We start from the raw sequence: 25,248 nt of genomic DNA on the forward strand, positions 1-25,248 counted from the left end.
AGTTTTTTTCACCCTGATAATCCCAGAACAAAATGTATTTAAATCCCTGTCAGGTCCGTATTATCAACTGCGGTGACATAAATAAGGTTGCCATCGGGCGTGACCGCCGCCGCCTCATCCTTTGCCCATTCTTCAAAAACGGTGTTGATCGGGGTGAGATATTCTGTTCGCGTCATGCCGGACACCCGCAGCGACACACGGATGTCAGCCGCACTCCCGTTTGACGCGGCAACCGGCGAAGCCTGCAGATTAACGTGCGTCATCGCCAAACGGACATCATAATCACCGCCCAGCGCCACCATTAATTGCTCCCGCAGTACGTCGGAAATGGCCTGTGGAGAAACGGGCGCTTTTGGCTCAACGGTGGTAGACAAGGATTTAACCGGGGTGACTTGCTCGCCCTTATCGCTCAGGCTAATCGGTACGGTGACACAATAGTTGAGCGACAGGCGCGGACGATTGCCCAGCGATTGCCAGAAGTTACCCAGGCTGTTCAGATTTTCTTTGGGCGGCATAACCTGCGTATACGCCCCAGGAATCGCGGCTAGCTGGCGATTGTTAATCAACGCCGCCAGAACCTGAGACATGACTTTTATGGCCTGGTTGTCGGGCTGACTGTCCGGGTTGCCGGCATCCGTGGCGGGGCCGGTTGATTCCCAATAGGTAATGAGGTAGTTGCATTTCACATTGGCCCAGCCGGGTGATAACCGTTTTGTGCCGGCATTAAATCCGCGGGACTCGGCCGTACGCAGCTGCAGGTCTTCGTGGATATCATAAAGAAACACGCTTATCGCGGCATCGGACTGCGTGGCATCCACATCCGGTAAATCAAAGCGGATTGCCACGTCTTTATTCACATATTTTTCCAGCATATCCTTCATCGCGTTATTCACGTCGAGCAGGGTTTGATAATTAGACATCCTCGTTCCTCTGAATTAATAGTACGTCATCACTGTCCATGATGCGTTATTGACACGGAATGTTGATTCGGCGGGTTAAATAGCCAGCCGACCTGTTTTGGCCAGTTCACGGGTTAACGCCGCGTCGATATGACGGTGACTGACTTCGTGATTGTCACTTTCTTCGGCGAAGAAGGCGGCCAGCAGGGCAATATTCCTGATATTGGCGCCGGTAATATTGGCCCGCTGCGCTAATTTTTCAAAATCCACGTCCGGTGAGACTTTGATACTCTTCGGCCATATTTTTTGCCACATGTTATGCCGCAGCGTTTCATCCGGATAAGCAAAGCGGGTAATAAAGGTAAAGCGCCGGTTAAATGCACTGTCGAGATGGCTGCGGTTATTGGTGGATAAAATAACCAACCCGGGGAAATTTTCCAGCCGTTGCAACAGGTAAGACACCTCAATATTGGCATGCCGGTCATGGGCATCCTTGGTTTCACTGCGCTTGCCAAATAAGGCATCAGCCTCATCAAAAAACAAGATGCCGGCATCCTGCTCTGCCAAATCGAAGATACGCGAGAGGTTTTTCTCGGTTTCACCAATGTATTTATTGATAACCGTAGAGAGGTCTACCTTGATTAAATCGACACCCAGCGTATGGGCCAGCACTTCCGCCGCCATGGTTTTCCCGGTTCCCGAGTCGCCGTAGAACAGCGCGCTGATCCCGACGCCATAACCCACCTTGTCTTTAAAACCACCGGCCAGCACTTTTTCCCGATAGCGAATGGCCGTCAACATCTCCTGGAGTTGCTGTAATAGGCTCTCTGACACCAACAGGTCGTTTAATGTCCGCTTCGGCGTAATGCGTTGCGCCAGGGAACCGAAATTCTGTTGGTTGCGTAAATTGAGCGCCTGGCGAATATCACACTGTTGCAGAACATCCGCCGGGTCGCGTTGCTGCCGATACAGTTCGGCCTCTTGCACCATCAGCGGCAGACTTTCCGGGGTAAAGGTGTAGCGCTGGCTGAGACTGATAAGGTCCATCTCCGCCGCACGTCGTTCCGGCAGGCAATCCCTGAGCAGGTGCGTTTTTTCCTCCTGCGTCAACACCGGCATCGCGGTCTGCAAGGTAGGCGTCTTCTTCAGCCATAAAGGCGGAGCATAGGGTTCAACCAGGCACACCACCCTTAATCCCGGCTGGTTCAGCTGCTCAGATAGCCTCTCCGGCAGTGACGTGCTCTTTTCCATCCGTGTCTGCAGGTTGCGGATCATCATGCCCGCACCGCGCATACGGACTTCACGCATCAGACAGGTTAAATGCAGTAACAGCGCATCGTCATCGCTCTCGGAACACTTATCGATATCGACCTGCAGCGTCTGCCGGTTGTCAGAGGCAAAAATGCCCGACACCGCATGGGCTCTGGCGCTCCCCGGCATGCCGCGCAGCAACACCACGGGGCGCGGCTCAATATCGTCAGTCAGTAACACGCCGGCCAGCGCGTCTTTTAAGCCGGCAGGATAAAACGGCAGCACTGGCGGCGTTGACCATTCCGCCCACGACGCTAACGCCGGCGCCAAATAGTGATGCCCGAGTAAAAAATGGTACACGCTGCTGTCGGTCATAAAGCGGGTTTGGCTCCAGGCCGGATTTTTTTTATTCTCCTCAATCATTAACAGCTGGCAGCTCATTAGCGGCGACTGAGGCAGAAAACTGGCTTGCTGTGCCCGCTTTTCCCTGTCTGAAGGGCAAAATAGCGTGAGGGCCAATGAAAAGCTGGGCAGCTGACTTTGCTTTCCCCCCAGGATCCAGGAAAACAGATCATAATAACGGCTGTCAAAATGGGGCAGCAATCCCAATAGCAACGTGTCTCGTTCAAAGTCAGTGAGTTCGAAACGATGAATCAGGTCCGTTAAGCCTTCTGCCAACAAGGGCTGCCCGTTTTCCGCCCGGTATAGCGGCTGAGTAGCGGCGGCCCAATGAGGCCTGCCGACCGGGTGTTGCCTGCGCGCCTCAACCTCCTCCTCGCTGAGCAGAAACGCGTTAAAAACCTCGTGACGCGCTGAATGGCGGTAATAATAATGCTGTAATAGCAGATCGATACGTTCCAGTTCGCTAAACAAGAGCGATAGCTGGCAATCACCCTGCGGAATAAACGCGGGCTGAGAGACGGAAGAAAACGTCATGTTGATCTCCGATAAGAAGAGAAAATAACGGCGGTTTATCCTGTGAAACCGTTTAGTGGCCAGACGATGGTCAGTGGCTGTTCAGTCCACGGGAAAGACGCCAGCGTCATGGGCCACGGCCAGTCTCTGAGTAAGAAATCATAGGGTTCCGGCCACACACTGATTTGGGGGACTGCCCCTTCCGTGCTGATTTCCCCTGCCCGCTGCAAGAACAATTGCCGAATGTCTGTCAGGCTCAGCTTTTGCCAACCGGGAAGTTGTTGGCCGATAGCGGCCAGCCAGTCGTCAATCTGCTGCTGTTGCACCAAACTCAACGGTGTGGGCGGCGGTACAGAGGTTGAGCAGGACACCCCACATAACACCTGATTCAACGTCAACCGCTCCTCCGCTGGCTTAACCTCCCCCCAGACCAATCGGTCGAGACCGTACACGGCCTGCCACCGCGCCGCATCGCTGACAAACCGCTCTTCCTCCCACAGACCCAGCTGGGAAAACAGCTGAGGCAAGAGCGGCCACAGCAGGAGCAAACCGGCGTTGCTGATGCCCTGACTCGACGAGCGCGGTTCATTCGGCGAGCGCAAGCCACCTTTCCCAGGCTGCATTGCGTCTCGGGCTGTTGCCGGCATTTTCTCGCTCTGCGGCAAGGTGGCATGATCCCGCGCGGTATGCTCCTCCTCGCGCTCCGGTAACGCGGTGTTATCTCGCGATAGCGCATCGGTAGGCTCTCCCTGCTCCTCCTGCATGACATCATCGTCCTGCCGTTGTAAACAGCGGCTCAGATAAGCATCAAGGCGCTGCACGCCCCGTCCGCCTTTCAGCCGATGAATCACCTGGCGCACGGCGGGCTGTCGCCATAATGGCAGCAACCAACGCATGACGACCAAGGGGGAATAGGCGCGTTGCTCGCGCAATGCGCTGTTGGCAGGCCGGTTGCCGGTCAGTAACTGCGCCACCTGTTCAGGGGGGATCTCCCCCCGAGCAATGGCCTTTGCCCAGCCGGCCACCTGGCTGGCGGTGGGGGAGTGCTGATGCATCAACCAATCATGCCCCCGTTGGCTTTTGAGTAAGTACAAGACGGCAGCTATCGACAACCGACCGGCGGTCACCCGGCCGTACCAACATACCGGCAACACTTTTGAGGATTGCCATACCCCATCCAGTAACCGCTTCAGTAACTGCTGAAGCTGATGCGCCGGGCTATCTTGTATCAATGATTTAAGCGTGGCGGGTTGCAAACAGCCCTGAGCCCGTTGAAACAACTCTTTTTCGCCGGGATGACATTCGTCAAGCCAGTCCTGAAGCGCGGTGATATCAGGAATTTGGATATTCATTTCTTGCGGCCCTCCGATGGACGCATGCTCACGGGCGAGGCATTGTGCAAATGCCTGCGCCAGCCGCTGATTAAACTGCGTGTCAAATTGTGCTACCGAAATAGCACCGAGATTAAGCTCCAGCGTATTTAAACGGAGTGATATCTTCGCTGCGTTATTACGCAAACCCTGGAGAAGAGCGAACTTTAAATTATCAGAACCTAATAAAACAGAGTGTAATAGTTTCTCTCCAGAGAATCGCTTACCCACTCTTATTTGACACCTCACCTTATGAATTAAGATGCAAGCCATAAACAAACATCGAACCTCACAAATTACAGTTTAATAATAAAGGCTAGCGCATAATAAGGCGGGATGGGATCAATGGAATGTTTATGTGAGTTAGTTGTTAACGTTGCATCATGTTTATGCCCCATACCTCCGCCTGAAGAGGAGGTCGACACATAACTATTTGTATCAATCATACCTTGTCTTGAATTGCCATAATAATAGCCAAAATTACGATACTCTATCTTATAGTAATTATGTGAATGGCTTGGTATTTGGCTTAAAGTTAGCTTTGTATCTTTAACACTCACACTTCCCGTAACCGTAGTCTCACCGGTTGATTTGGTACCGTCTCCCTTTCCAGTAAATTTACTCCCCTTCCCTACAATAAATCTGTCACGTAAATCCGGGCGACCACTCCCCCCATCACATAGCCCCCACCCTTTCGGTATTTCAGCCGTGGTACCGGCAAACATCATGACCATACCTTTTTGGAACATTTGTTCAGGAACGATTTTCAAACCATTCGTCTCATCGGCACTCAGCCCGCTATTAGCGGCCAGCTTGATACTTACGCCTCGTGCATTGATTTGCATCCCATCCCCGGGGTCTACGGAAAATCCATTCTGATTTACGTTTAATCCACCCGCACTACCCGAGGTAGTACCATCCTTACCTTGCCCTTCACCTCCGTTGGTTTGAATACCTTTTGCCAGTTTTATGTGCACACCACTGTTATCCACCGCGATGCCATTTCCTGGGTTAACACCAATACCGCTGCTGTTTACTTGCAGCCCTTTGCTCCCATCAACTTTGGCTGAAATCTTCGTATTATTCTTCTGAAGACCGTCACCGATAATGACGCCATGATAGACAAAGCTAACGGTGAGTAACGAGATAATCTCACCATCAAGGGGTAAGGTGGAAAAATCTGTAATATGTTTCACGAGCAGAGTTAATGGATCGATAACCAGCGTGCAGTTGCTAAAATCTTCGCCAGTGGTATCCAGGGTGAACTTATACCATAACGAATACTGTGCATTTTTATTTTGCACGTACTCAAAGGGTAATAATGCAGAGTTCATACCAACTGATTTATCGGCAATAATTTTAACTGTCGTATAGTTTCTCACTCCATCGGCATTAATTTTAACGGCATTAACTGTGTACGTAGTCGAGTTCCCCTCCTTGATGGTAGTAGCGGTGCGAGGACCAATATCGTCGCTTAGTGCGAGAAGCGCAACTCTATCATGAATTTTCGTATCGCCGGCGAATAAGTTAGCCAACGTTATCTGTTTGTTTCCTTTGCTGGGGGAAAGGTCATAAGTAAAATTGGCAATATTACTCGGATCAAACCTCAATCGATTTTTACCATCTTTTGCCAGCCCCAAACCTGTGCCCTCATCACCCACTGCCTGACGACCGATATTGGCCAGATCAATCAAGTCTGCAAAATCCGTCTGCAGCGGAATGCTGCCCGCCTTAAAGCGCGCCTTCAGCGCATCGGCCTGTGGCAAGGTCCTGCTTTTTAACTCGCCCTCACGCGCCGTGTCCGTTGTGCCGGCTAAGGTTGTCGGGGTATTCACCGAGTTTTTTGCCTGGTCCTGCGGGGTTTTATCAGTCATTTTTTCTCTCCGGGTTTAGTCGTTATATTCAAGAGGAACCAGGCAGCAACGTGCTTGCTGGATTAGCCCCTCGCCATCAAGGTGATACCGCCAAGTAATACTCTGATTCAGTTGCATTGGGTGTCGCCATCTTTATCGCCTGCTGACCAGTGATTGATGTTTACTCATAGGCAAGGCGTTCAGCAAACGCCTGTGCCAGCCGAGGGATAAATAGCGTGTCAAATTGGGCCGCAGGAATAATGCCCAGATTACCCCCCACTTATCCACGTTTATTTCACCCTATTCCCCCTCGATAATAGAGTCCGCCACAGCCTTCTTCATACCATCTGCTTTTAATAGATGTAACCTTAATAAATTACACCCAACTTTAGTTTTTAAACACTTTAACTTAAGACGTAACCGACCTGTTTTGACACCACCAATTATCCCTGTGAAAAAACCATAATCCAACCAACCCTGGAATGGAAATTAGTATACAGCCTGAGATTTTCTCATGCGTTTTTTAGAGCCACAGAGCAGCAACACCCCGCCACCGTTAAGAATCAAAGCTTCATGATAAAAGCAAGAATATAGTATGGAACACTAACCTTGTTATTATGCGTATGGCTCTCACTGGTTAAATCCACGTCATGCGCATGAGGCTTCCCCTTACCTGATTCAAAAGTATAAGGCCTGTATTTTGGAGGATTACTTTGACTGCCACCACCATTAACCCAGTCACGGTTGGATCGGTCAGTTGTATAGCTATTGTGGCACATACCAGAAAGATTTAATGTTTCGCCTTGTTCATGCTCGTGCTTCCCATTTTCATCAGCACTTAACGCGTGGCCTTTAGTCGAGCCTTTTACTCTTACTGTTTGGCTATCTGAAGTAAAGGAAAAAACTTTACTATTAATATCACCCTGGAAAGTATTTGATGACTTTCCACCCACCTGCTCGCCATATCCAGCCATAATGAATCTGTTTTGGAGGTTAGGAGTTCCGTTGGTTCCATCACAAAAAGCCCAACCTTCTGGCACCTTACTACCAGAAAACATGGTAATAATCCCTCTAGGCAACACTTTATTTTGGTCAATAGTAACAGCCCCATTAGAGATTTTAATTCCTGAATCAACATTTAATTTTACACCATTCGTCTCATCGGCACTCAGTCCACTATTCGCGGCCAGCTTGATACTCACACCTTTTGAATCAATTTGAATACCATTCCCCGCATCTACGGACAATCCATTCGAACTTAACGCCAGCCCCCCCGCACTACCAATGGAAGTGAATCCATCCGTCCCTTGTCCACCTCCACCGTTATTTTGAGCGCCTTTTGCAAGTTTTATGTTCACGCCGCTACTGGTGACAGCGATCCCATTCCCGGCTTTAACACCTACACCACTATTACCTACCGTAACCCCCTCCCCAGGAATAACGGATGCGCCCCCCGGACCTCCGCTAAACCCGCCACCCTTCTTAACTTTTAAGTTCAGTTGTCCAGTGCTGCTGAACTCCAAACCTAATCCATCATTGATTGCAATGCCTGCGGAAGTCACCTTCATCCCGTTATTAGTATTTACCTTGACGGCTATGCCATCCTGTTCGACGCTAATCCCTTTCGCCGCGTTGGGTTTTAATTCCAGACGGCCCTCCGATGAGAGGGTAAACCCATTTGCCGGCCCGTTTTGGCCTTCTGCCCCCCCCACCGCCTGACGGCCCATATTGGCCAGATCAATCAAGTCCGCAAAATCCGTCTGCAGCGGAATACCGCCCGCCTTAAAACGTGCCTTCAGCGCATCGGCCTGGGGCAAGGCTCTGCTTTTTAACTCGCCGTTACGCGCCGTGTCCGTTGTGCCGGCCAAGATTGTCGGGGTATTCACCGGATTTTCTACCTGGTTCTGCGGGGTTTTATCAGTCATTTTTCTCTCCGGGTTTAGTCGTTATATTCAAGGGTAATCGGTACGTCTTGCGGCACGTAAAACAGCTCTTCTCGCAGGATGACGTCTTCATTCCACTGGCTGCCGTCACCGACAACCTCGGTGCGCTGCGCCTCGGTGGCGATGCGCATCAGGCCGATGTCCAACTGGGTAACAGGGAGACGCCCCAGGGTCAGCATCTGCATCAGCGCAAAGGCATCATCACCCAGCGGCATGCCGCTGTTTTGCCAGCGTGCATAGGTCGCCCCAAAGTTGTTAAAGGTGGCGTCATCAAGCCAGTGATTAATCAATGACATATGGGCCGGGAACTCCGCCATAATGGTTTCCTGTACCCAGGCAATCAGTTTGCCGGGCACAATGTTTTGGTTTTCTACCAGGCGGCGATTAAGCACCGCGCTGACCACAAAGGAGAATCGGTCCGTCGTCGCATAGTTCGCGTGGCTAAATGCCCACTGAAAACGATAACTGGTTTCCGCTGAGGGAAACGCCTCTGTGCTGCCGGCCGCTTTTTCGATAAGTAACGTACCCGCTGTCGAATCGACCGCGATCACGGTTGCCGCGAGCTGCCAGTCAGCTTCCGCAGTTGAAGCGCGATAAGCCTTCGCCCCCGGCTGGGCAAACTGCAGGCCGGCAGGACGAATAACTATGCCATCCCCGACGCTGACCATGGCGGGATACGGGCTTTGCGCATTACTCGCCAGTAAGCGCTGCTGTGGATTAGCCGGTTGCCGTTTTGCCTCGGCATAATTCAGTCGGTAATCCATATCCTGCAGCCAGACATTGCTGTTCTGCCAGCGCAGGTTGTGACTCGCCCAGGCCGCCTCAAGTCGTGACAGGGTGTTGTGCAGTTGCTGACTGTTTTCCGTGCTGACGGTAAAACGGTCCCCGTCGGTCTCGATAACCAACAGCCGGCTGACATTCAGTCGACTCCCCCCTTCAATCGCAATCAGGTTGATAAGTTGCCCCTGGACCACCTTGCCGGCACTGCCCGCCTGCGTCAGGGTAATTTTAGGCTCGGCCACCGCAAAACCGGTCGGGGTCTGCTCACTGTCAAAGGCGCTGTCCGGGGTCTGGGGCAGCAGCTGACGATGCTCAATCAGGTAAAACGGCAGTTGACTCAGGTCCGGTTTTTCAGCAAAGCAGATGCTGTCGAGGCCGATGCGCGCCGCAATGCGCTTTTGCAGGGCGGAGACCTGGTCAATACGGATATTGATGCGGTCGTAACCTAAGGCGGGTTGCTGCGCCAGATATGCCCGCTGCGTCGCCAGAAAATCAGCCATATCCAGCGTCAGCGGCAGGGCGGCTCGCTGGGTGCCAAAATAGCCCAGCAGATACTGAATAAAATCCAGTTCACGGGCAAAATTGGCCCCCACAGACTGTTTACCCTGCGTGAGAATAGCCGCATCCTGCTGCGCAATCGCTTCCAGCGCTTTCACGTAGGGCTGATGAATAGCCTGTTGCACCATCGCATTCGTATAGGGCCAGCGGGTCCCCCGAATGGCGTCGCCCCGGTCTTTAAAGGCCAGTAAGGTCGGCAGCTGCGCCAGCTCTGCCGCGCCGTCGGCCAGCAGTTGGTCGACAGGCAGCAAAAACTGATGCACCGCGCGCGTCTGGTCGTCAATCACGGCATCGGGCTGCTGCAGGGCATAACATTCGGGCAGGCGCTGCCCGACGGGAATATAGCCCGTCTGATCGCGAAAGCGGCCGGCGGGTAACACCGTGGACGTCGTTTCAATCAGGTCTGCCTGTGTCAGGTAGCGCGCCATCGCCTCACTCTCCAGCGTGTTGCGAATACCGCCTTTCGACACCAAGGTTAACGGACTATCGTCACCCGCCAGCAGGCTCAGCGGCGCTGCCCCCCACAGCAGGGGGTAATAACCGTCAGCCACCTGCCAGCGCCAGTTGTCCCCGGTAACGGCCGTAATGTGGCCATCGCCTTTATCGACCGACAAGGTGCTCAGGCTGGCCACGCCGGGGATAGCCAGCAACCGGTTTACCAGCGGGCCGAGGTTGAGGACGTCCCCCCCGGCAGCGATCTGCGAGGGTGCCGTTTGCTGCCAGCCGTGCTTCAGCTTCGGCCCCTCGAAAATGGCGTCATCGGCATCACCGCGCGCACGCCGTTGTTCGGTGGTATAACGGGCGACCGCCGGGCGCAAGAACGCGTCGGTAACCTGATAAATCTGCGCCGCCACCTGATTGATGTCGCCGATGTTATCGGCCAGTTCAATCGTCATCCTTGGGATAAAGGTCGCCGGTTGCAGCCAGATAATGCGCGATACCGCTTCGCCGAGATTACGGTGCGCCGCAAGAAACTCAGCCAGGTATTGCTCCACTGCCGCCCGATTCTCGGATGACAGGGACTGGGTATAGCGGGTCGGGACCAGCGTCAGCCACAGATTCCCCCGCAGAGACAGCGTCTTCTTGTCTTCAGGCTGGGTGACCGTCGGTTCCGTGAAGCTGTATTCGCGTTTTTCCGCGTTATACCACCAGTGAAAACGGTGCGCTTCAGGTTCCTGCGTCAGGCTGACATCGCTGAATAAAAAATCCTGCCCGGGGGTGTCCAGGGTCTTAATATCGCTGCTGTGCAGGTCCAGTAAGGCCCGGCGGTAATCCTCTGCCGTCACCGTGTTGCAGGTGAGCACCTGTTCAGGACAGAACTCTTCCGGGAACAAGGTGTTCCGGTCTTGATGGGTCAGCAGGTCATTCAGCGGCAGCGACGCGCGGTAACTGAGGTCGGAACAGTTCCAGGTTGCGGACTGCAGCAAGGTGACGCCCGGATCGTGATCGCCGGTATCCGTCCAGATATTGCCACTGAGCGCAGTAACTTTTTCGTGAGCCTGTTGCCACAGTGCCTCAAACGCAATCGCGTCCTTCACCGCCGGGAACAGGGCGTTTTCTTTAGACATCAGTCTCTCCTTGCGGACATAAAATCAGGACCTCGTCATCCCTGGCGGTGACGGTGCTTTGTGTTTTCACCGAGGTGGACTTTCCCGTTTCATCAATAACGTCGTGAATAAGGACCAGCGCGTTCACGGACTGCACCAGCGGTGACTGTTGCAGCGTGGCCAGCAGCCGGTAGTAGTCCACCTGATTGCCCGGCGTGACCGCCTGGCGCCGATCGGTCGCCCAGGGCATATAGTCGTGTTGTAACTGCGCCGCGAGCTGTCGATAGCCATAATCCGGGTTAATACCCGCCACGAACGTCACCCGATAGCGGGCCGTCACATCGATATATTTCGGGTTATTGAGCGTCGGCGCCGCCCACAGCGAGGTATACTGCGCCAGCCACTGCGCCATCCGGGTCAACCTTCCGTCACTGAGCGCCGGGCGCAACGCGTCATCGTTGTCACCATAACGGCCGTCAGGAATAACCATCAGCGATTGCACCTCAAGCGCCGGCAGACGACTCAGTTTGTCCACATCGGGAAAACGGACATCAAAAATCTCCGGGTAGTGCGCCATCAGCAGGCTGCGCATATTGTTCCAGGTGATCGCCCGCTGCCGGTGGCCTATCCGGGTCGCGGCGCGCTGCAACATCGCCGCCTCCGTTTCCCGTGGCTGCCCGCCCACCGAGGGCAGCGGCTGGCGAACGTCGCTGATGGCGGCAACCGGCGTCACCAGTTGGCTGACGGTATTGGCCGGCAACGGCTGGGCAAAGTGGCTGTCATCTATCGCCTGCGCCCTATTCAGGGTCGCGGTCATCGCATTGGCCAGCACGGCCTGCAGTTTCGGCATCGCCTCGGCGGGTGCGCTCTCGTCCTTTGCCACTTTCTTTTCGTTCAGCGTGCCTTTGATCCAGTAATACCCAGCCTCCTGCAGCCCGTCATTCTTTGGCGAGCCCGGCTCACTGTCCGCCGGCAGCCGCGCCCGCCACAGGTTGCTGACGGACAGGCCCGCCGTCTCGTCCTGCAGCTCCGCATCCAGCGAGGCCCAGTCTGTGCCGTTGTAATAACACCAGGCCAGATCCAGCGCCGATGAGGCGCGCACAGACCAGTAAACCGACAGGGTGTCCTGCGCAGCAGTCCCACTGAACCCCAGATAAAGCACGGGCGTTTTCTCTTTGGTATCCGTGCCATTCTCTGTTGCGGTGAAGAGACGCAGCCCCTCAGCCGGTAGCGTAACGCCCGTCGCGCTGTCGATGGCGGTATACCGTTTCCACTTATTCGTATTCTTATCCAGGACCGTCCAGCACAGCTGTTCCAGTTGCTGGCCGGTGATCAGCAGACTGTCGTCAGTCTGATAGGTGATGCTATTTCCGGCGCTGTCCTGGCCGCCATCCAGCAAGCTGCCGGCGGGTAACGCAGTCGGGGACGCATTTCTTTGCAGCGTAAAGCTCACCGCCACGCTGTCCGGCTGCGGGGCGCGGGGGGCAAACCCCAATAAATCCCGGTAGTAAAGTGAACGGTGCCGCGCCGGCACCGTGTTCAGCAAGGCTCTGGGCGTTTCGAGCAGATGCAGCAACGCCAGCATATATGCCTGCTGCACCGGCAGCGTTTTCTCTGCCAGGCCGGGGCGCTGATAAATATCACTCAGCGCTTGCGGCGTGCGGCCTGCCAGCCAGAAGTCTTTCCAGTCAGCGTCGGCATGGCCGGCAAACGGCACCGCTTCAGTATATTTTGCTACCAGATTGAGCAGGTCCTTCCCTGTTCGTGGCTCCAGCAGGAAGGTCTGGTCGGTTAATCCGCTGCCCAATCTCTGTTTCAGTTGCTCCAGGTCAGACATGATGTTGTCCATTGGTTATGTGATGATAAAGAAGACACGCAGGGTCCGTTTTCGCCGCCTCGGCGGCACAACGGCTCACCCGGCGGTGACAAACGACTGGCTGTTGATAAATGTGCCGATGCCTTGCGTAGGCCCCATATTCGGGTCAGGTTTTCCTTGCGGATCCATCGCCGGGGCACTGGGGGTAAAACGCGCGGTAAATTGGCTGCCGACCACAATGACAGCCGTTCTTGCCGTGACGAATACAGCCTGTTGATCGACGGCCAACGCGGCAATGGTGATGGTTCCCGTTCCCGGTGTGGGGTGTGTGGACTTGGTATACGTGGCAGCAATAGACACCTTGCTTTCGTCGCCGAGCACACAGATTTTTTTATTCGTAATATCAGCCTCCCCACTGCCCTTAATCAGGCAAGGCGCGGCTGGCGTAACGATATTGGCGCCAAAATTGGTTTCAAATTTCAACGCGTCCCCGTCGATGACCACCCGATTGCTCATAGTAACCTCAGCGTTTGGCCGTCATGGATATTCAGCGTCCCGTCCACCATCTCGACCAGATCCGTGCCCGACAGATACACGGTGATCTGTACCCGCAGACGGCTCGCATCCTGTGCCCCCGGCTGGATGATGACGTCCTTGAGCAGCGCCCGGGGCTCATGGCGCAGAATGCTTTCTTCGATGCGGTTGTGGATGTTGGCCAGCAGTTCATCGGTGATATTCTCAAAGATAAAGTCATGCATGCCTCCGCCATAGCTCTCACGCATAATGCGTTCGCCCGGCTCCGTCATAAACAGCACGCGCAGACTCTGCATCACTGCCTCAACGCCCGCCGTCAGGGACACGCCGCCGGGCTCAAACCGCGGTGGAAATGCCCAGCATTGCCCCAGGGTCGCTGTCAAAATGTCGTTACTCATCGCAACCTCACCGTAATAGGTTATTTTTTCAGGTTAATTTTTGCGCTGGTGATCTCCACCTGCTGTTTACCGTTGATAGACAGGTTACCGTCAGCCTGCAGTTGCAGGGCTTTCGGCGTACGCATGGCAACCTCTCCCTCGCTGGTGATCTCCACCTGCTGCTTGCCCGCGATCGACAACTTACCCTCGGCCTGCAGTTGCAGGGCGTTCGGCGTATGCAGGGCAATGTCCCCCTCGCCGGTTAAGGTGAGCGCATTGTCACCGGCCATCAGCTTCAGCGTTTTCTCCTCGGTGTCGATCATCAGGGCCTGTGTCTGGTCGGCTTGACTCACGATCAGCCCCTTAAGGTTGTTCTTTTCATCCGGTGGGAACGGCGCCGTATTTTTCGGGTTGTGCATCGCCCCCAGGATGATCGGGTAACGCGGATCGCTGTCGATAAACCCCACCACCACTTCATCACCGGGCTCCGGGTAAAAACAAAATCCACTCGCTTTGCTGGCCCAGGGCTTACTCAGGCGGGCAAAAATCAGCGAGTCGGGCAGATTCAGCGCTGGCAGATGCAGGGCAATCCGATCCAGATGCAGGGGGTCGGCGGTAAAAGCCGCTACCGTGCCAATATGCAGCGACCGCACCGGGGGCGCGGGCTCCAGCATGGAGGCCGGTAGCCCCATCACCAGCTCGCTGCGCCAGCCATTCTGGGTATCAAACAGCTGATTGACCCCGCTCAGTATCGCCGTGCCGTCCAGCCCCGCCCCAAAGCCGCTCAGGGTGATACTCTCGCCCGCCGCGAAGTCCCGGGTCCCCGCCAGCACTATATGGCCCTGTACGCCGGTCATCTGTTGATAGTTCAGCCAGGAGCTCGACAGGGCTTGCAGCGTGGCTTCAGGCAGCATGCTGAACGCCAGGGCGTAATCTTGCCGCCCGACGGAAGCCTGACCGACCTGCCCCTCAGGCTTCCAGGGACGAAACGCGCCGGCCGCGCTTTTTTGCGCCGGCGTGAGCTTTTGTGCGGTAATGTCCCATCCCTGCAGTGACAGGCTGTCCGGCGTAAAGCGGTTATCAAAACTCAAATTGATGTCATACAGCCTGTAGTCGCGACTGTCGCGAGTCAGCCGCCGTGAGGCCGTTGCCGCGTCGGACAATGGGCGGATCACCACCGCGTCGCCGGCGGCATCGGGCAGCAGCCAGCAGTTAGTGGACAGCAGCCGGCTGCGAATAAACTGCCAGTCACTGAGGCGAAACTGGATCAGCTGATCGTGTTTGCTGCTCAGCTGCGCCGCCGCTTTTTGCGTCACCTTCACCCCGGCAGACTGCAGCAGCCCCTTCAGGACGGTGTTGTCATCCTGCTGACGGAATACCCGGCTATGGGGCAAAAACGTCAGTTTCTGCAACGCGTGGCGGGCCTCCAGCCGTACGGACCAGTCTTTGCCCTTCAGCTGCATCTTCTTTTGCACCAGATAACCGTCGAAGAGCGGCGTGTTATCCAGGGCAATCACCACCCGGGCGCCCAGGCTAAAACGGCTGACTTCGCGTTGTACCGCGCTATCCGCTGCGCCATGATTATCCGTGGGAATACGCAGCTCCAGCTGTGCCAACGGGATCTCATTGATCAGCTGCTGTACCCGCAAACGACGGATCCCCAATGTGCTCGGCTTGCCCGCAATGCTCAGGGTGATGTGGCTCATGCCGCCCCCCCTTTCGTCGCCCGCAGCAGGTCTCCGGACCGAAAATCATCGAGATTATCCAAATCGTTATCCCAGGCCAGCGATAACGGATCGACGCTGTCGGCCAGCGCCCCGCCGGCGCTGAGCGCCAGCAGCGGCAGCGAGGCCAGATCCGGTACGCTGACCAGTGCACGGTCGGGGGCGCTTTGCGCCTTAAAGGATTGTTGAATAACAAAGCTCTCATCCGCCACCAGGCTTAACCGCACGGTGGCCCGCAGCGGCGTGGCGTCACGGTCAAACAGCGTGTAGGTGACCGATAAATCGCGGGCGCGACCGGCAAACCACCCTTTATTCTCCCAGCGCATTTTTCCCCAGGTGATGCGCAAAAAGTAAGGTGACCCGGTGGCCGCATCCACGGCGCAAAGGGTTTTCAACATCGCCAGCTGCGTCTCTATCGGGGTGGTATTCCCGGGCATCTGGCTGTCGAACAACAAGGTCAGGTTGAGGCCGACCGGCTCGGAAATCACATAGCGGTTGCTTTGCGACGCCGTGTTGATGGTATCTTCGGTGTCAAACCGCGTCTGATAATCCAGCTGGACAGTCTCCGGGTTATACATCGCGCTCATGCTGCCCGCAGGGATTTTCCCTTCGCGATCTTTCCAGGCGTTGAGGGTCAGTTTTGACAGCCCCCGTTCAAGTAAGCTCACTGGCTCCCCCTTTCAAGCAGCTGTTCCAGCACCTCTTGTTTAATCCTCTCCATCCACCGCTGCTCGTCCCACTCACGGTGCTGCGCAAACGGCAGGGACGGAGCAGAAGGGGCCGGCTCGGTGACCTCAACCTGGACGATCAACTCACGAATTTCGACGGTCATAGTTTTACCCCCAGCATGCGCATATCCTGGTAGCGCAGCTCAAGTGTGTTGATGAGCACCTGGTTACTGCCGGCATCCAAATCGCCCATCTGCCAGCGCACCGGCAGGGCATGGCTCAGTGTCCAGGTGGTCACCGGTAATGAAAGCTCGTTCAGCAACATGATCACCACGTTGGCCCACTGCGTGCTTTCCCGGCGCAACACGCGGTCAAACTGCAGCGTCAGGGGGGAGGCGTTCATCACGCCGCGCTCCAACACCAGGCTGCCGTGATCCACCTGTTCGGCCAGCCAAAGGTTGCGGGCATTTTCGCCCCCTTCCCGATGCTGGCTCACGGCCAGCGTGCGCGACAACCCGGAGACGCGCTGGAACGCAATGTCAAACGGACTGGGAATGTTGTTAAATAAAAAATTGACGAGAAAGCGATGGGATACCGCGGGTGTATTCATCATGATTATCCTCCGATTTGCGCGCTGGCCGTGCCGTCACGCAGATCCAGCGTCAGGCTGATGTCGATGAATTCCGCGGGGGCCAGCAGCGCCAGACGAACCTGCAGGACCATCTTTCCCTGGTGAATATCGTCTTGCGTCATGGTTTCATCCAGCCCGATACTGAGCGAAAAGGCCTCATCCTCCACCGTGCCGAAAAAAGCCCCGGCCAACCATTGCTGCCGCAGCCACGTCCAGACCTGGCCCTTCAACTTCATCCAGGTCGGGGCCGTATTCGGCTCAAACAGGTAAGCGCGCGCCAGTTTGCTCAGGTAGAGCTCCACGCTGCTGACCAGCAAACGCGTCTGGATATAGCGCCAGGCCGTGTTCTCCTCGTTGAGCAAGGTCCTGCATCCCCACAGGCGCACGCCTTTGCCGACAAAACTGCGGATCAGGTTGCAGGACACCCCCTGGTGACCCAGTAATGCCTGAGACGTCAGGATACTTTGGGTGGGGCGGCGGGTTTTGGCCAACGGGAGGTTGGCCGGCGCCTTCCAGACCCCGTTATCGTGGGCGCTGCGCTGAATGGCCGCCGCGACGGCCGGCAGGGGTGACAACACCACGGGCGCCGACGCCTCATCCTGGTAACTGGTTTCCAACCGTGGCCACCAGGCCGCCCCGCGCTGGCACAGGTCTGCGGAAAAAGACTGCCCGGTCAGCGTCACCGCCTGCGCCGGGGCGTCCGGTAACTCCAGCAGCGCAAAGCGCTGCGGGGCCTGACGACACAGCGTCAGTAATGCTTGCCAGCCCTGATACCACAGGGCATCGACGTCAACCTCAGCCGCATTCACCTCATTGAGCTCACTCAGCTCCGGCACCAGGACCAGGCCGGTCTTGTCATCCGCCAACAGCGTCTCCAGCATCTGCGGCGCCTGTAATGCGCCAATCAGCGCGTGCAGACGCGCGGCCGGTTCTCCCTGCCCTGGCCCGAGGGGCAGCACGTAGCATTGCCGCCCGCCGTTTTCAAAGAAGTGGCGCAGGGAGTACGCCAGCGTCCCAGACTGTCCAAAGAGACTGTTCGCCTGCGTCAGGGATCCCACGCTGACGGGCTGCATCGCCATATCAGAAAGGGTAAAACCAATAAACAGGGGCATCGTCACCGGATCGTCGTTTGACGCCTGCGTTAACAGCGTTTCATCGTACGAAACCCCAGGAAGAACCATTGCCATCACGGTATCCTTATAAAGAGTCGGAAAAGGGGTTTCCCCCTTTACTGAGACATGTCCTGAGTAAACTTAAGGATGATGAATTCAGCCGGGCGCACGGCGGCCATCCCCACCTGAATGATCATTTGCCCCTGGTTAATCTCGTCTTGTGTCATGGTGATACCCTTACCGACGCGCACAAAATACGCTTCCTCTGCCTTATTGCCGGCCAGGGCGCCCTGTTGCCACAGGCGGTGAAGGTAGTTATCAATCGCTGCCTGCACCCGTTTCCAGGTCGGCTGGCTGTTGGGCTCGAACACCATCGGCTGCAGGGCCTTTTTGATGTCGCGCTCTGCCGCATCGAACAGGCGGCGCACCGGGATATAGCGCCAGTCATCATCATCTTGCTGCGTGCGGCTGCCCCATACGACCAACCCGCGATCGCTGAAATGACGAATGACGTTGATGCCTTTCGGATTCAGCTCCGCCTGTTGTTCATTGGTGACCCGGACGCTGACATCGCTGACGCCATTGAGCACCACGTTCGCCGGCGCTTTCCACACCCCGCGTTCACCGTCAGTCTTGCCGTACACCCCCGCCATCAATGCGGAGGGCGGCAGCGATAACGGCGCACTCAGGTAACCGGACAGGGCTTGATCAATCACACCGGCAAAGTCGGCGTTAGCGGTACGCAGGTCGGCCAGCGTGGCGATGGTCGTACCCGTCCCGTCGGTGTAGCCGGTGATGGCGACCTGCTTATCACCCAACGTCCGGGTGTGCGGCACCTCTACATTCGGGTAATACACCGCCACCTGGGCGGAACCACTGGCCGCACTGGGCGCGTCGCCATTCACGCTGTCGGCCAGCAGGAAGTACCCTTTATGCAGACCCAGTGAGGCGGCCAGCGCACCATACACCGCCGTGCGATAAGCTTCGTCGGGATCCGGACAGGCCAGCAGCGTGATCGCCCCCACCTCATCGACAAGACCCGGCAACGCGGCCAATTTGGCTTCATCGTCTGCCTTTTCCAGCGGATAGAGGTAGCAAGGGCCACCGCCGTTCTGGAAATAGAGGCGCAGGGCGACGGAGGCGGTCGGATCGACGACCTCGGTGTCATTAATCTGGTAGGTATATTTTTTTTCGTCATCAGGCGTTGACGTCACGGTGACCCGTGCGGAAGAAGGCACGTTGCTGTCAAACAGGGTGGTATAGTCCAGCCAGCTGCCGATGCGGGTAATAACGCCCGCCAGTTTTTTATCGGACGGGGTAAAACGCGCGACAAATAACGGCACGGCGGTCGCTCCCGCGCTCACCGACATCGCCGGCGAGGCATCTTCTTCAATATAAACACCCGGTACAGTGGTATCTGTAGGCATGTTCTTTTCCTTCAGTGAATTATTGCGCGATATCCTGGCTGAACTGCAGGATGATGAATTCTGCCGGGCGAACCGCGGCCAGGCCGATTTTGATGATCATCTTCCCCTGATTGATCTCTTCCTGGGTCATGGTGAGATCTTTGCCGACCTGAACAAACCAGGCGTCGGCGGGGGTACTGCCGGCCAGCGCGCCCTGCTGCCACAGACCGTGCAGATAACTGTCTACGGCGGCCTTGACGCGCTGCCAGGTCGGCTGGCTGTTGGGTTCAAACACCAGTTTATTCAGGGCTTTTTGGATATCCCGTTCAACGGCGTTGAACAGGCGGCGTACCGGGATATAGCGCCAGTTATCGCTGTCCTCCAGCGTGCGGGCGCCCCACACTACGGTGCCCTGGCCCGAGAACGTGCGGATCATGTTCAGCGCCTTGCCCTGGTTATACGTGCCCTGAAAATCATCGCTGACGGCGTACATCGGGGTAACGCCATTCACGGCCTGATTGGCCGGCGCTTTCCACACGCCACGCGTACGGTCGGTTTGGGCAATGGCGGCCGCGGCGATGGCACTCGGCGGCACCGCCGCACCCGATGCCAGGGTGCACCACGGATAAAACACCGCGCCGAACGCGGAGGTCGGATACGCGTCCATGACCTCATCGGGCTTATCTGTACCAGCAATTTTGTCTTGCGGGCCGTCAAACAGGCCAAAGATACGGTAGCCCTGACTCACCACCAGGTTGAACGCATCATAAATAGGGGTAGCCGTCGTGGTATCCGTCCCTGCGGCAACAATCAGCGTAATATCATCGTATTGCGCCACCGCATCGGCGATTTTAGTCACGTCAACCAGATAACATTTACCGCCGCCGTGCATAAACCACAATTTCAGACTGGCATAAAAAACATCTTTCAGCGGCGTGGGGTAAACGGCGGTAAATTCCGCCCAGTTGCGGAAAACCTGAATCGCTTCATTCGTGGCGGCGGCACTCTTACTGTCGTATGCAAACAGGGGCACCGCGGTGGCGGCACCGTTGACCGAAAAGCTCGATACGGCATCTTCACTGAGATAAACGCCGGGGTAAGTGGTTGTCACTGTCATGGCAACATGTCCTCTTGATTAGGCAGTCTGAATGGTCACGCGATCGGCCATGAGCGTGATTTGCTGTACCGCGATTTCGTTACTGGTCGCGTCAAATGACGGGGAGGTCAGGGAGGTTGGGAAGGCGTTGCTCACATTCCAGCTGACCAGCACTTCCGTGCCGGCTTCATTGGTCAGGCTGATCATGATGTCTTTCTTTTCAACCTGATTGAGCTGAATGGAATTAATCCACTCATACATCGCATTTTTGCCCGGGAATACCCCTTTACTCAGCGTAATGTTAGGCACCTGTCGCTGACCGGGCATTTTGAACCAATTGCCGGTACCGTCGCGGTATTCAATGGTGTCGAAATTGATATCCAGGCCGGAGGCGCTGGTAAACGGCACCTGCTCATCGCCCAGGGTCACAATAAAGCGATAGGTAGGAATGGGATATTGCACTGCAATGTCGTCTGCGGTAATAGCCATGAGTTTAATCCTTCTTTTTACAATGGGCGCAAATAATCTTATTTAAATTATCCGCATGAAAAAATTTAATTAACTCGGTTTTTCTTTGAAAAAAAGCATGCTACCGCCCCTGATTTACACCAGTTGTTTTTTCACGCTTATAAATAAAGAAAACCGTCTAACTGTCTTACTTACTGCAGAAAGAGTGCGCGTTCGGCCTCTCTTCTACGTACCAGACCGGGCAGCACTTTGCCGCCGGCATGGATCCAACGCCCAAATTCCTGGGCCGCGCCGTCATCATCACCGGCATTGAGTTTTTTCAGGAGCGTTGAGGTCCGGAAATTCCCGACGCCCAGGTTGAAAACAAAAGAAACCAAGGCATCAAACTGATTTTGCGTAAGCGGAACATGTACATATTGATTGACCGCCCGTTCACTCTCCGCCACATCCTGATGAAGAAAATAAAGGGCTTCTTCTTCGGTGATAACATCATTCGCGCTGACATCGACGGTATGACCATAACCAATGGTCCAGACATGAGCCGAACATTGATAGGCGCGAAGCTTTAGCCCCTCAAAATGTTTAATAAGATTAAGACCATTAGTGCCGATTATCATGCTACCCCCATGCTAACAAGATTAGCCCACAACAGAGATGGCACAGCATCGCTGAAATATCACCACAGGTATATCCCTATATTAGACAGCGTATGCAATCCAAAAAGGAAACAGGCTTGAAAAGTTTGTTATTCTTGGCATTTAACACATTTAACAGAAACATCACACGCATCATTCATGCTATTGCCCCGGCTTAATGACTAGCGTTTAGAGTTGCTTTCCTTTTCCGGAAGATTGAACAGCCTCCGCCATAACACGTCCAGCAAGTGGCCACCCAAGGCCCCACCCAGACCGGAAAATACCATGGTCATAAACTCACTGTACCCTTGTTCATAACCATAAACTCCCGCTAAAAACCCCGTAAATCCGGAAATCACCACTTGAGTGAAAATGTCTCTCCATGAAAATTTTCTTCCGGACGCCTTGTTCTCCATCAAATATCGGACGATACCGCCCCAGGCCGAGAACCCACCCACAATTAACCACGAGAATACTCTGTCGCTATCAGGCAGCGGTTTGGGTAACGTAAAAATCATCATTAGAGCTCCAATTTTAGTTAATGTTATAATTTCGCGTAAATCAGATCGTAATAATGGGTACGTACCACATAATGAAATAGCTATCTATTCTCCCGATCTCGCAGACAGAACTGCCGAATATAACGCTGAAGGTACATCAGTTTTTGCTGGTCACGGATGATGCCTTCTCGGACAGAAAGAATACGCTGTCCAGTATCTGCAGAGAGTTCGATGGCGCTATCATGGCCCACGCCGCGGGTTGCGGGGGATGTTCGATCCGAGCACTCTTTTTGTCCGGGGATGAGCATCCTGCGATGGCCACGGGCAAGCTGAGTACGCAGAGCCGTATTTTCTTGTTCAGCCTCATTCAGCTTCTCCGTGTAATGTTCATCTAATTCAGCAAGTTTTCGCTGCTGGCTCCGTAGCGATTTGAGTTCAACCTCATATTGCCTGGCTGACGCATTCGCCTCTCTTGCTTTTTCTTGCCAAGTGATTGACTGCTTATAGTAATACCGGGCCGACCAAGAAAAGGCGATAATGACAAAAACAGTACCGCCCCAAATAGCACCTCGCATTGACACCTTGAATCCTTATTTTCCCAGACCCTATTGAATTAAAAACACCATGGTAATTAAAATATCAATCGAAAAAATACAAAAGAAAAGCCAGATATAATCTCATCATCATTAAAAAACAACTTAGAATAATAACTCCCATGGTAATGGACATGGAAAAACAATCATCTCATCATAGATATTATTACTATAATAGAACGTACCGAAAATACGCCTGGCGGCTATTAAGCTGTTTATTAACTGTCTAAATAAACTATAGGAGCAAAACATAAGAAATAGAAATCGTTAGTAACGATCGTTATTAACATGATAAATAGCCGCAAACTATCAACTTGGTGATTATGAAAGATAAAAACTTACAAAAAAACCAACAAACATCATTGCCACCCGCTAAAGACCATGGTATTGACCACAACAAACGCAGGGGCGTTGCTGCCTCTAACATCATGGAGGCATGGCTGCACAGCAGCGTGTAAACCACGTTATCTTTACCACGGCTAACGTATTTACCCGAATGCAGGAGCCTGCACTGTCGAACGCTCAGCGCTTAATTTCTACCCTCAACAGCAGCATGAAGCGTCTGTAGTTGAAATCCGCAGAGCGTGCCCTCCTCCTCCAGCCCGGAAATTCTGCCGACTGCGTCGGTGTCGACGACGAACATCACCGGCATCGACCAGACGGCAGTCAATGCGGGGCGCACAGAATGCGCAGGTGGGACGCTTGTTCCCCGTCGCGCCATCCGTTATCTATAGTTAAATAATTCGCCGCTAACGGCTCCCCCACCTGAGGATCTTGCCTTGACGTTTTTAAAACACCCTATCGCCGGATTGGTGCTGGCCGGCTGCGGCCTGTTGTCGGCGGGCAGCGCGCTGGCCGCTTCCGATGCGCTGGTGTACTGCACCGTCGCCTCGCCGGAGTCGTTCAACCCGCAGCTCTCCAGCTCCGGGCCGACCTTTATCGCCACCTCGCAGGTGCTGTACAACCGGCTGGTGACGCTGCGCGAAAGCGATAAAACGCCCGCCCCTTCGCTGGCCACCGAATGGAGCGTCAGCCCGGACGGCAAGACCTACACCTTTACCCTGCGCCAGGGCGTGAAGTTCAACAGCAACAAATACTTCACCCCAACGCGCGACTTCAACGCCGAAGACGTGGTGTTCACCGTGATGCGGCAGAAAGACCCCGCCAACCCGTATCACAAGGTCTCCGGCGGCAACTACGAATACTTCACCGACATGGGGCTGGATAAGCTGATCACCCAGGTGGAAGCGGTGGACGATCGCCACGTGCGCTTCACGCTGAGCCAGCCCAACGCCGCCTTCGTCGCCGACTGGGCGATGGATTTCGCCTCGATCCTGTCCGCCGAATACGCCGACGCCATGCTGAAAAAGGGCACGCCGGAATACGTCGACAACTGGCCGATCGGCACCGGGCCGTTCGCGCTGCAGCAGTACAAGCAGGATTCGCTGATCCGCTACATCGCCAACCCACACTACTGGCAGGGCGAAGTGGCCAGCAAGCACCTGATATTCTCCATTACGCCAGACCCGCAAACGCGGCTGGCCAAGCTGAAAACCAACGAATGCCAGATCATTCCCGCGCCGCTGCCGGAACAGTTCGCCGCTATCAAGGCCGACGGCAACCTGCAATTGCACGACATTACCGGGCTGAACGTCGGCTATCTGGCGTTCAACACCCAGAAGAAACCGTTCGATAACCTGCTGGTGCGCCAGGCGCTGAGCTATGCGGTGGACAAGAAAGCGATCGTCGCCGCGGTGTTCAAAGACAGCGGCACGCCGGCCAACTCGCTGCTACCGCCGGGCATGCTGGGCTACAACGATAAACTGCCGGAATACGCCTACGATCCGCAGAAGGCGCGCGAGCTGCTGAAACAGGCCGGGCTGCCGCAGGGTTTTGAGACCGACATCTGGTCGATGCCGGTACAGCGCCCTTACAACCCGAACTCGAAGCGCATCGCCGAGATGATCCAGAGCGACTGGGCGAAGGTGGGCGTGAAGGCCAAGATCGTCACCTGGGAATGGGGCCAGTATCTGGCCGGGCTGCGCAAAGGCGAACAGCAGAGCGCGCTGTACGGTTGGGTGTCGGACAACGGCGATCCGGACAACTTCGCCACCCTGCTCGGCTGCGCCGGGGTGCAGAGCGGTGCCAACGTGGCCCGCTGGTGCGATAAGAATTACGACAGCCTGATCCAGCAGGCGATTCAGGAGAATCAGCCGCAGGCGCGCGCCAAGCTGTATCAACAGGCGCAGGTGATCTTCGCCAAGCAGGCGCCGTGGCTGCCGCTGGCCACCGGCAAAGTGTTCTACGCCACCCGCAGCAACCTGAGCGGCTATGTAGTGGACGTGAACGGCAGCGACTTCGCCAAGGCCAAATTGAACTGACCCCAGGCGCCGCGGCGAGAGCTGCGGCGCTACCCGCCTCATCGCTTAATAAGCTGCCAACCTCTGAACCTACCGCACATTAACTTCACAACTTACGATGCTAGCTGCCTCCCCTGCCGCCAGGCACTTAACCCACTAAATTCATAGCTTAATAAGCGGCTTAATCCCTGGTATTTTGCTTAAACTGCGCA

At 55.2% G+C, this 25,248-nt stretch carries 21 protein-coding genes; 1 reads left to right on the top strand and 20 read right to left on the bottom strand.

What is annotated here, in order from left to right; translation table 11 throughout:
- Nucleotides 1-38: 38 nt before the first annotated feature.
- The 20 genes from M6G53_RS05410 to M6G53_RS05505 form a co-directional block, all read right to left on the bottom strand.
- A complete protein-coding gene (locus tag M6G53_RS05410; protein WP_253329577.1) occupies nucleotides 39-920 on the bottom strand; it encodes a Pvc16 family protein in 882 nt (293 codons plus the stop codon).
- Nucleotides 921-995: 75 nt separating this feature from the next.
- On the bottom strand, nucleotides 996-3,086 hold the full coding sequence (locus M6G53_RS05415) for an ATP-binding protein (protein ID WP_253329579.1): 2,091 nt from the start codon (nucleotides 3,084-3,086) through the stop codon (nucleotides 996-998).
- Between the two features lie 35 nt (nucleotides 3,087-3,121).
- Nucleotides 3,122-4,666, bottom strand: a complete 1,545-nt coding sequence (locus M6G53_RS05420; protein ID WP_253329581.1) for a contractile injection system tape measure protein — start codon at nucleotides 4,664-4,666, stop codon at nucleotides 3,122-3,124.
- Between the two features lie 65 nt (nucleotides 4,667-4,731).
- The gene (locus tag M6G53_RS05425) at nucleotides 4,732-6,309 is read right to left on the bottom strand and encodes a phage tail protein (protein ID WP_253329583.1); all 1,578 of its coding nucleotides are present in this window, start codon (nucleotides 6,307-6,309) and stop codon (nucleotides 4,732-4,734) included.
- Nucleotides 6,310-6,851: 542 nt separating this feature from the next.
- Nucleotides 6,852-8,213: a tail fiber protein gene (locus M6G53_RS05430; RefSeq protein ID WP_253329585.1), complete on the bottom strand. Its 1,362-nt coding sequence runs from the start codon at nucleotides 8,211-8,213 to the stop codon at nucleotides 6,852-6,854.
- A gap of 14 nt (nucleotides 8,214-8,227) precedes the next feature.
- Nucleotides 8,228-11,137: a baseplate wedge protein gene (locus tag M6G53_RS05435; protein WP_253329587.1), complete on the bottom strand. Its 2,910-nt coding sequence runs from the start codon at nucleotides 11,135-11,137 to the stop codon at nucleotides 8,228-8,230.
- A complete protein-coding gene (locus M6G53_RS05440) occupies nucleotides 11,130-12,953 on the bottom strand; it encodes a baseplate J/gp47 family protein (RefSeq protein WP_253329589.1) in 1,824 nt (607 codons plus the stop codon). The genes M6G53_RS05435 and M6G53_RS05440 overlap by 8 nt, the downstream gene beginning before the upstream one ends.
- A gap of 75 nt (nucleotides 12,954-13,028) precedes the next feature.
- A complete protein-coding gene (locus M6G53_RS05445; RefSeq protein ID WP_253329590.1) occupies nucleotides 13,029-13,448 on the bottom strand; it encodes a contractile injection system spike tip protein in 420 nt (139 codons plus the stop codon).
- Complete coding sequence (locus M6G53_RS05450) at nucleotides 13,445-13,864, bottom strand: GPW/gp25 family protein (protein WP_253329592.1); 420 nt, start codon at nucleotides 13,862-13,864, stop codon at nucleotides 13,445-13,447. Before M6G53_RS05450 ends, M6G53_RS05445 begins: the two co-directional genes overlap by 4 nt.
- Nucleotides 13,865-13,884: 20 nt before the next feature.
- Nucleotides 13,885-15,549 (bottom strand): phage baseplate assembly protein V, encoded by a 1,665-nt coding sequence (locus M6G53_RS05455; RefSeq protein WP_253329594.1) that lies wholly within the window; start codon nucleotides 15,547-15,549, stop codon nucleotides 13,885-13,887.
- Nucleotides 15,546-16,235, bottom strand: a complete 690-nt coding sequence (locus M6G53_RS05460; protein WP_253329596.1) for a CIS tube protein — start codon at nucleotides 16,233-16,235, stop codon at nucleotides 15,546-15,548. The genes M6G53_RS05455 and M6G53_RS05460 overlap by 4 nt, the downstream gene beginning before the upstream one ends.
- A complete protein-coding gene (locus tag M6G53_RS05465; RefSeq protein ID WP_253329598.1) occupies nucleotides 16,232-16,399 on the bottom strand; it encodes a DUF5908 family protein in 168 nt (55 codons plus the stop codon). The genes M6G53_RS05460 and M6G53_RS05465 overlap by 4 nt, the downstream gene beginning before the upstream one ends.
- Nucleotides 16,396-16,848 carry a phage tail protein gene (locus M6G53_RS05470; RefSeq protein ID WP_253329600.1) on the bottom strand — a complete coding sequence of 151 codons (453 nt, stop codon included), beginning with the start codon at nucleotides 16,846-16,848 and terminating at the stop codon, nucleotides 16,396-16,398. Before M6G53_RS05470 ends, M6G53_RS05465 begins: the two co-directional genes overlap by 4 nt.
- Nucleotides 16,849-16,850: 2 nt before the next feature.
- Nucleotides 16,851-18,053: a phage tail sheath family protein gene (locus M6G53_RS05475; protein ID WP_253329602.1), complete on the bottom strand. Its 1,203-nt coding sequence runs from the start codon at nucleotides 18,051-18,053 to the stop codon at nucleotides 16,851-16,853.
- Nucleotides 18,054-18,094: 41 nt separating this feature from the next.
- Nucleotides 18,095-19,405 (bottom strand): phage tail sheath family protein, encoded by a 1,311-nt coding sequence (locus M6G53_RS05480; RefSeq protein ID WP_253329604.1) that lies wholly within the window; start codon nucleotides 19,403-19,405, stop codon nucleotides 18,095-18,097.
- Between the two features lie 19 nt (nucleotides 19,406-19,424).
- Entirely contained in the window at nucleotides 19,425-20,501 is a 1,077-nt protein-coding gene (locus M6G53_RS05485) for a phage tail sheath family protein (RefSeq protein ID WP_253329606.1), read from the bottom strand.
- Between the two features lie 18 nt (nucleotides 20,502-20,519).
- A complete protein-coding gene (locus tag M6G53_RS05490; protein WP_197751368.1) occupies nucleotides 20,520-20,969 on the bottom strand; it encodes a phage tail protein in 450 nt (149 codons plus the stop codon).
- 170 nt (nucleotides 20,970-21,139) lie between these two features.
- Nucleotides 21,140-21,565, bottom strand: coding sequence for a lysozyme (locus M6G53_RS05495; protein ID WP_253329608.1), 426 nt, complete (start codon nucleotides 21,563-21,565; stop codon nucleotides 21,140-21,142).
- A 200-nt stretch (nucleotides 21,566-21,765) separates the two neighbouring features.
- The gene (locus tag M6G53_RS05500; RefSeq protein WP_253329610.1) at nucleotides 21,766-22,104 is read right to left on the bottom strand and encodes a phage holin family protein; all 339 of its coding nucleotides are present in this window, start codon (nucleotides 22,102-22,104) and stop codon (nucleotides 21,766-21,768) included.
- 80 nt (nucleotides 22,105-22,184) lie between these two features.
- Nucleotides 22,185-22,658 (bottom strand): lysis system i-spanin subunit Rz, encoded by a 474-nt coding sequence (locus M6G53_RS05505; RefSeq protein WP_253329613.1) that lies wholly within the window; start codon nucleotides 22,656-22,658, stop codon nucleotides 22,185-22,187.
- A 797-nt stretch (nucleotides 22,659-23,455) separates the two neighbouring features.
- Here M6G53_RS05505 and M6G53_RS05510 point away from each other — a divergent pair.
- A complete protein-coding gene (locus tag M6G53_RS05510) occupies nucleotides 23,456-25,057 on the top strand; it encodes an ABC transporter substrate-binding protein (RefSeq protein WP_253329615.1) in 1,602 nt (533 codons plus the stop codon).
- Nucleotides 25,058-25,248 lie beyond the last annotated feature (191 nt).

This window comes from Serratia nevei (assembly GCF_024160145.1).
GTDB classification, from domain to species: domain Bacteria; phylum Pseudomonadota; class Gammaproteobacteria; order Enterobacterales; family Enterobacteriaceae; genus Serratia; species Serratia nevei_A.

What these genes read in the sequence shown, in the direction of transcription:
- M6G53_RS05425 (WP_253329583.1), bottom strand. Translation starts at nt 6,309, where the DNA reads ATGACTGATAAAACCCCGCAGGACCAGGCAAAAAACTCGGTGAATACC.
- M6G53_RS05500 (WP_253329610.1), bottom strand. Translation starts at nt 22,104, where the DNA reads ATGATGATTTTTACGTTACCCAAACCGCTGCCTGATAGCGACAGAGTA.
- M6G53_RS05485 (WP_253329606.1), bottom strand. Translation starts at nt 20,501, where the DNA reads ATGACAGTGACAACCACTTACCCCGGCGTTTATCTCAGTGAAGATGCC.
- M6G53_RS05465 (WP_253329598.1), bottom strand. Translation starts at nt 16,399, where the DNA reads ATGACCGTCGAAATTCGTGAGTTGATCGTCCAGGTTGAGGTCACCGAG.
- M6G53_RS05435 (WP_253329587.1), bottom strand. Translation starts at nt 11,137, where the DNA reads ATGTCTAAAGAAAACGCCCTGTTCCCGGCGGTGAAGGACGCGATTGCG.
- M6G53_RS05475 (WP_253329602.1), bottom strand. Translation starts at nt 18,053, where the DNA reads ATGGCAATGGTTCTTCCTGGGGTTTCGTACGATGAAACGCTGTTAACG.
- M6G53_RS05490 (WP_197751368.1), bottom strand. Translation starts at nt 20,969, where the DNA reads ATGGCTATTACCGCAGACGACATTGCAGTGCAATATCCCATTCCTACC.
- M6G53_RS05445 (WP_253329590.1), bottom strand. Translation starts at nt 13,448, where the DNA reads ATGAGCAATCGGGTGGTCATCGACGGGGACGCGTTGAAATTTGAAACC.
- M6G53_RS05430 (WP_253329585.1), bottom strand. Translation starts at nt 8,213, where the DNA reads ATGACTGATAAAACCCCGCAGAACCAGGTAGAAAATCCGGTGAATACC.
- M6G53_RS05470 (WP_253329600.1), bottom strand. Translation starts at nt 16,848, where the DNA reads ATGATGAATACACCCGCGGTATCCCATCGCTTTCTCGTCAATTTTTTA.
- M6G53_RS05480 (WP_253329604.1), bottom strand. Translation starts at nt 19,405, where the DNA reads ATGCCTACAGATACCACTGTACCGGGTGTTTATATTGAAGAAGATGCC.
- M6G53_RS05415 (WP_253329579.1), bottom strand. Translation starts at nt 3,086, where the DNA reads ATGACGTTTTCTTCCGTCTCTCAGCCCGCGTTTATTCCGCAGGGTGAT.
- M6G53_RS05495 (WP_253329608.1), bottom strand. Translation starts at nt 21,565, where the DNA reads ATGATAATCGGCACTAATGGTCTTAATCTTATTAAACATTTTGAGGGG.
- M6G53_RS05410 (WP_253329577.1), bottom strand. Translation starts at nt 920, where the DNA reads ATGTCTAATTATCAAACCCTGCTCGACGTGAATAACGCGATGAAGGAT.
- M6G53_RS05455 (WP_253329594.1), bottom strand. Translation starts at nt 15,549, where the DNA reads ATGAGCCACATCACCCTGAGCATTGCGGGCAAGCCGAGCACATTGGGG.
- M6G53_RS05450 (WP_253329592.1), bottom strand. Translation starts at nt 13,864, where the DNA reads ATGAGTAACGACATTTTGACAGCGACCCTGGGGCAATGCTGGGCATTT.
- M6G53_RS05440 (WP_253329589.1), bottom strand. Translation starts at nt 12,953, where the DNA reads ATGTCTGACCTGGAGCAACTGAAACAGAGATTGGGCAGCGGATTAACC.
- M6G53_RS05505 (WP_253329613.1), bottom strand. Translation starts at nt 22,658, where the DNA reads ATGCGAGGTGCTATTTGGGGCGGTACTGTTTTTGTCATTATCGCCTTT.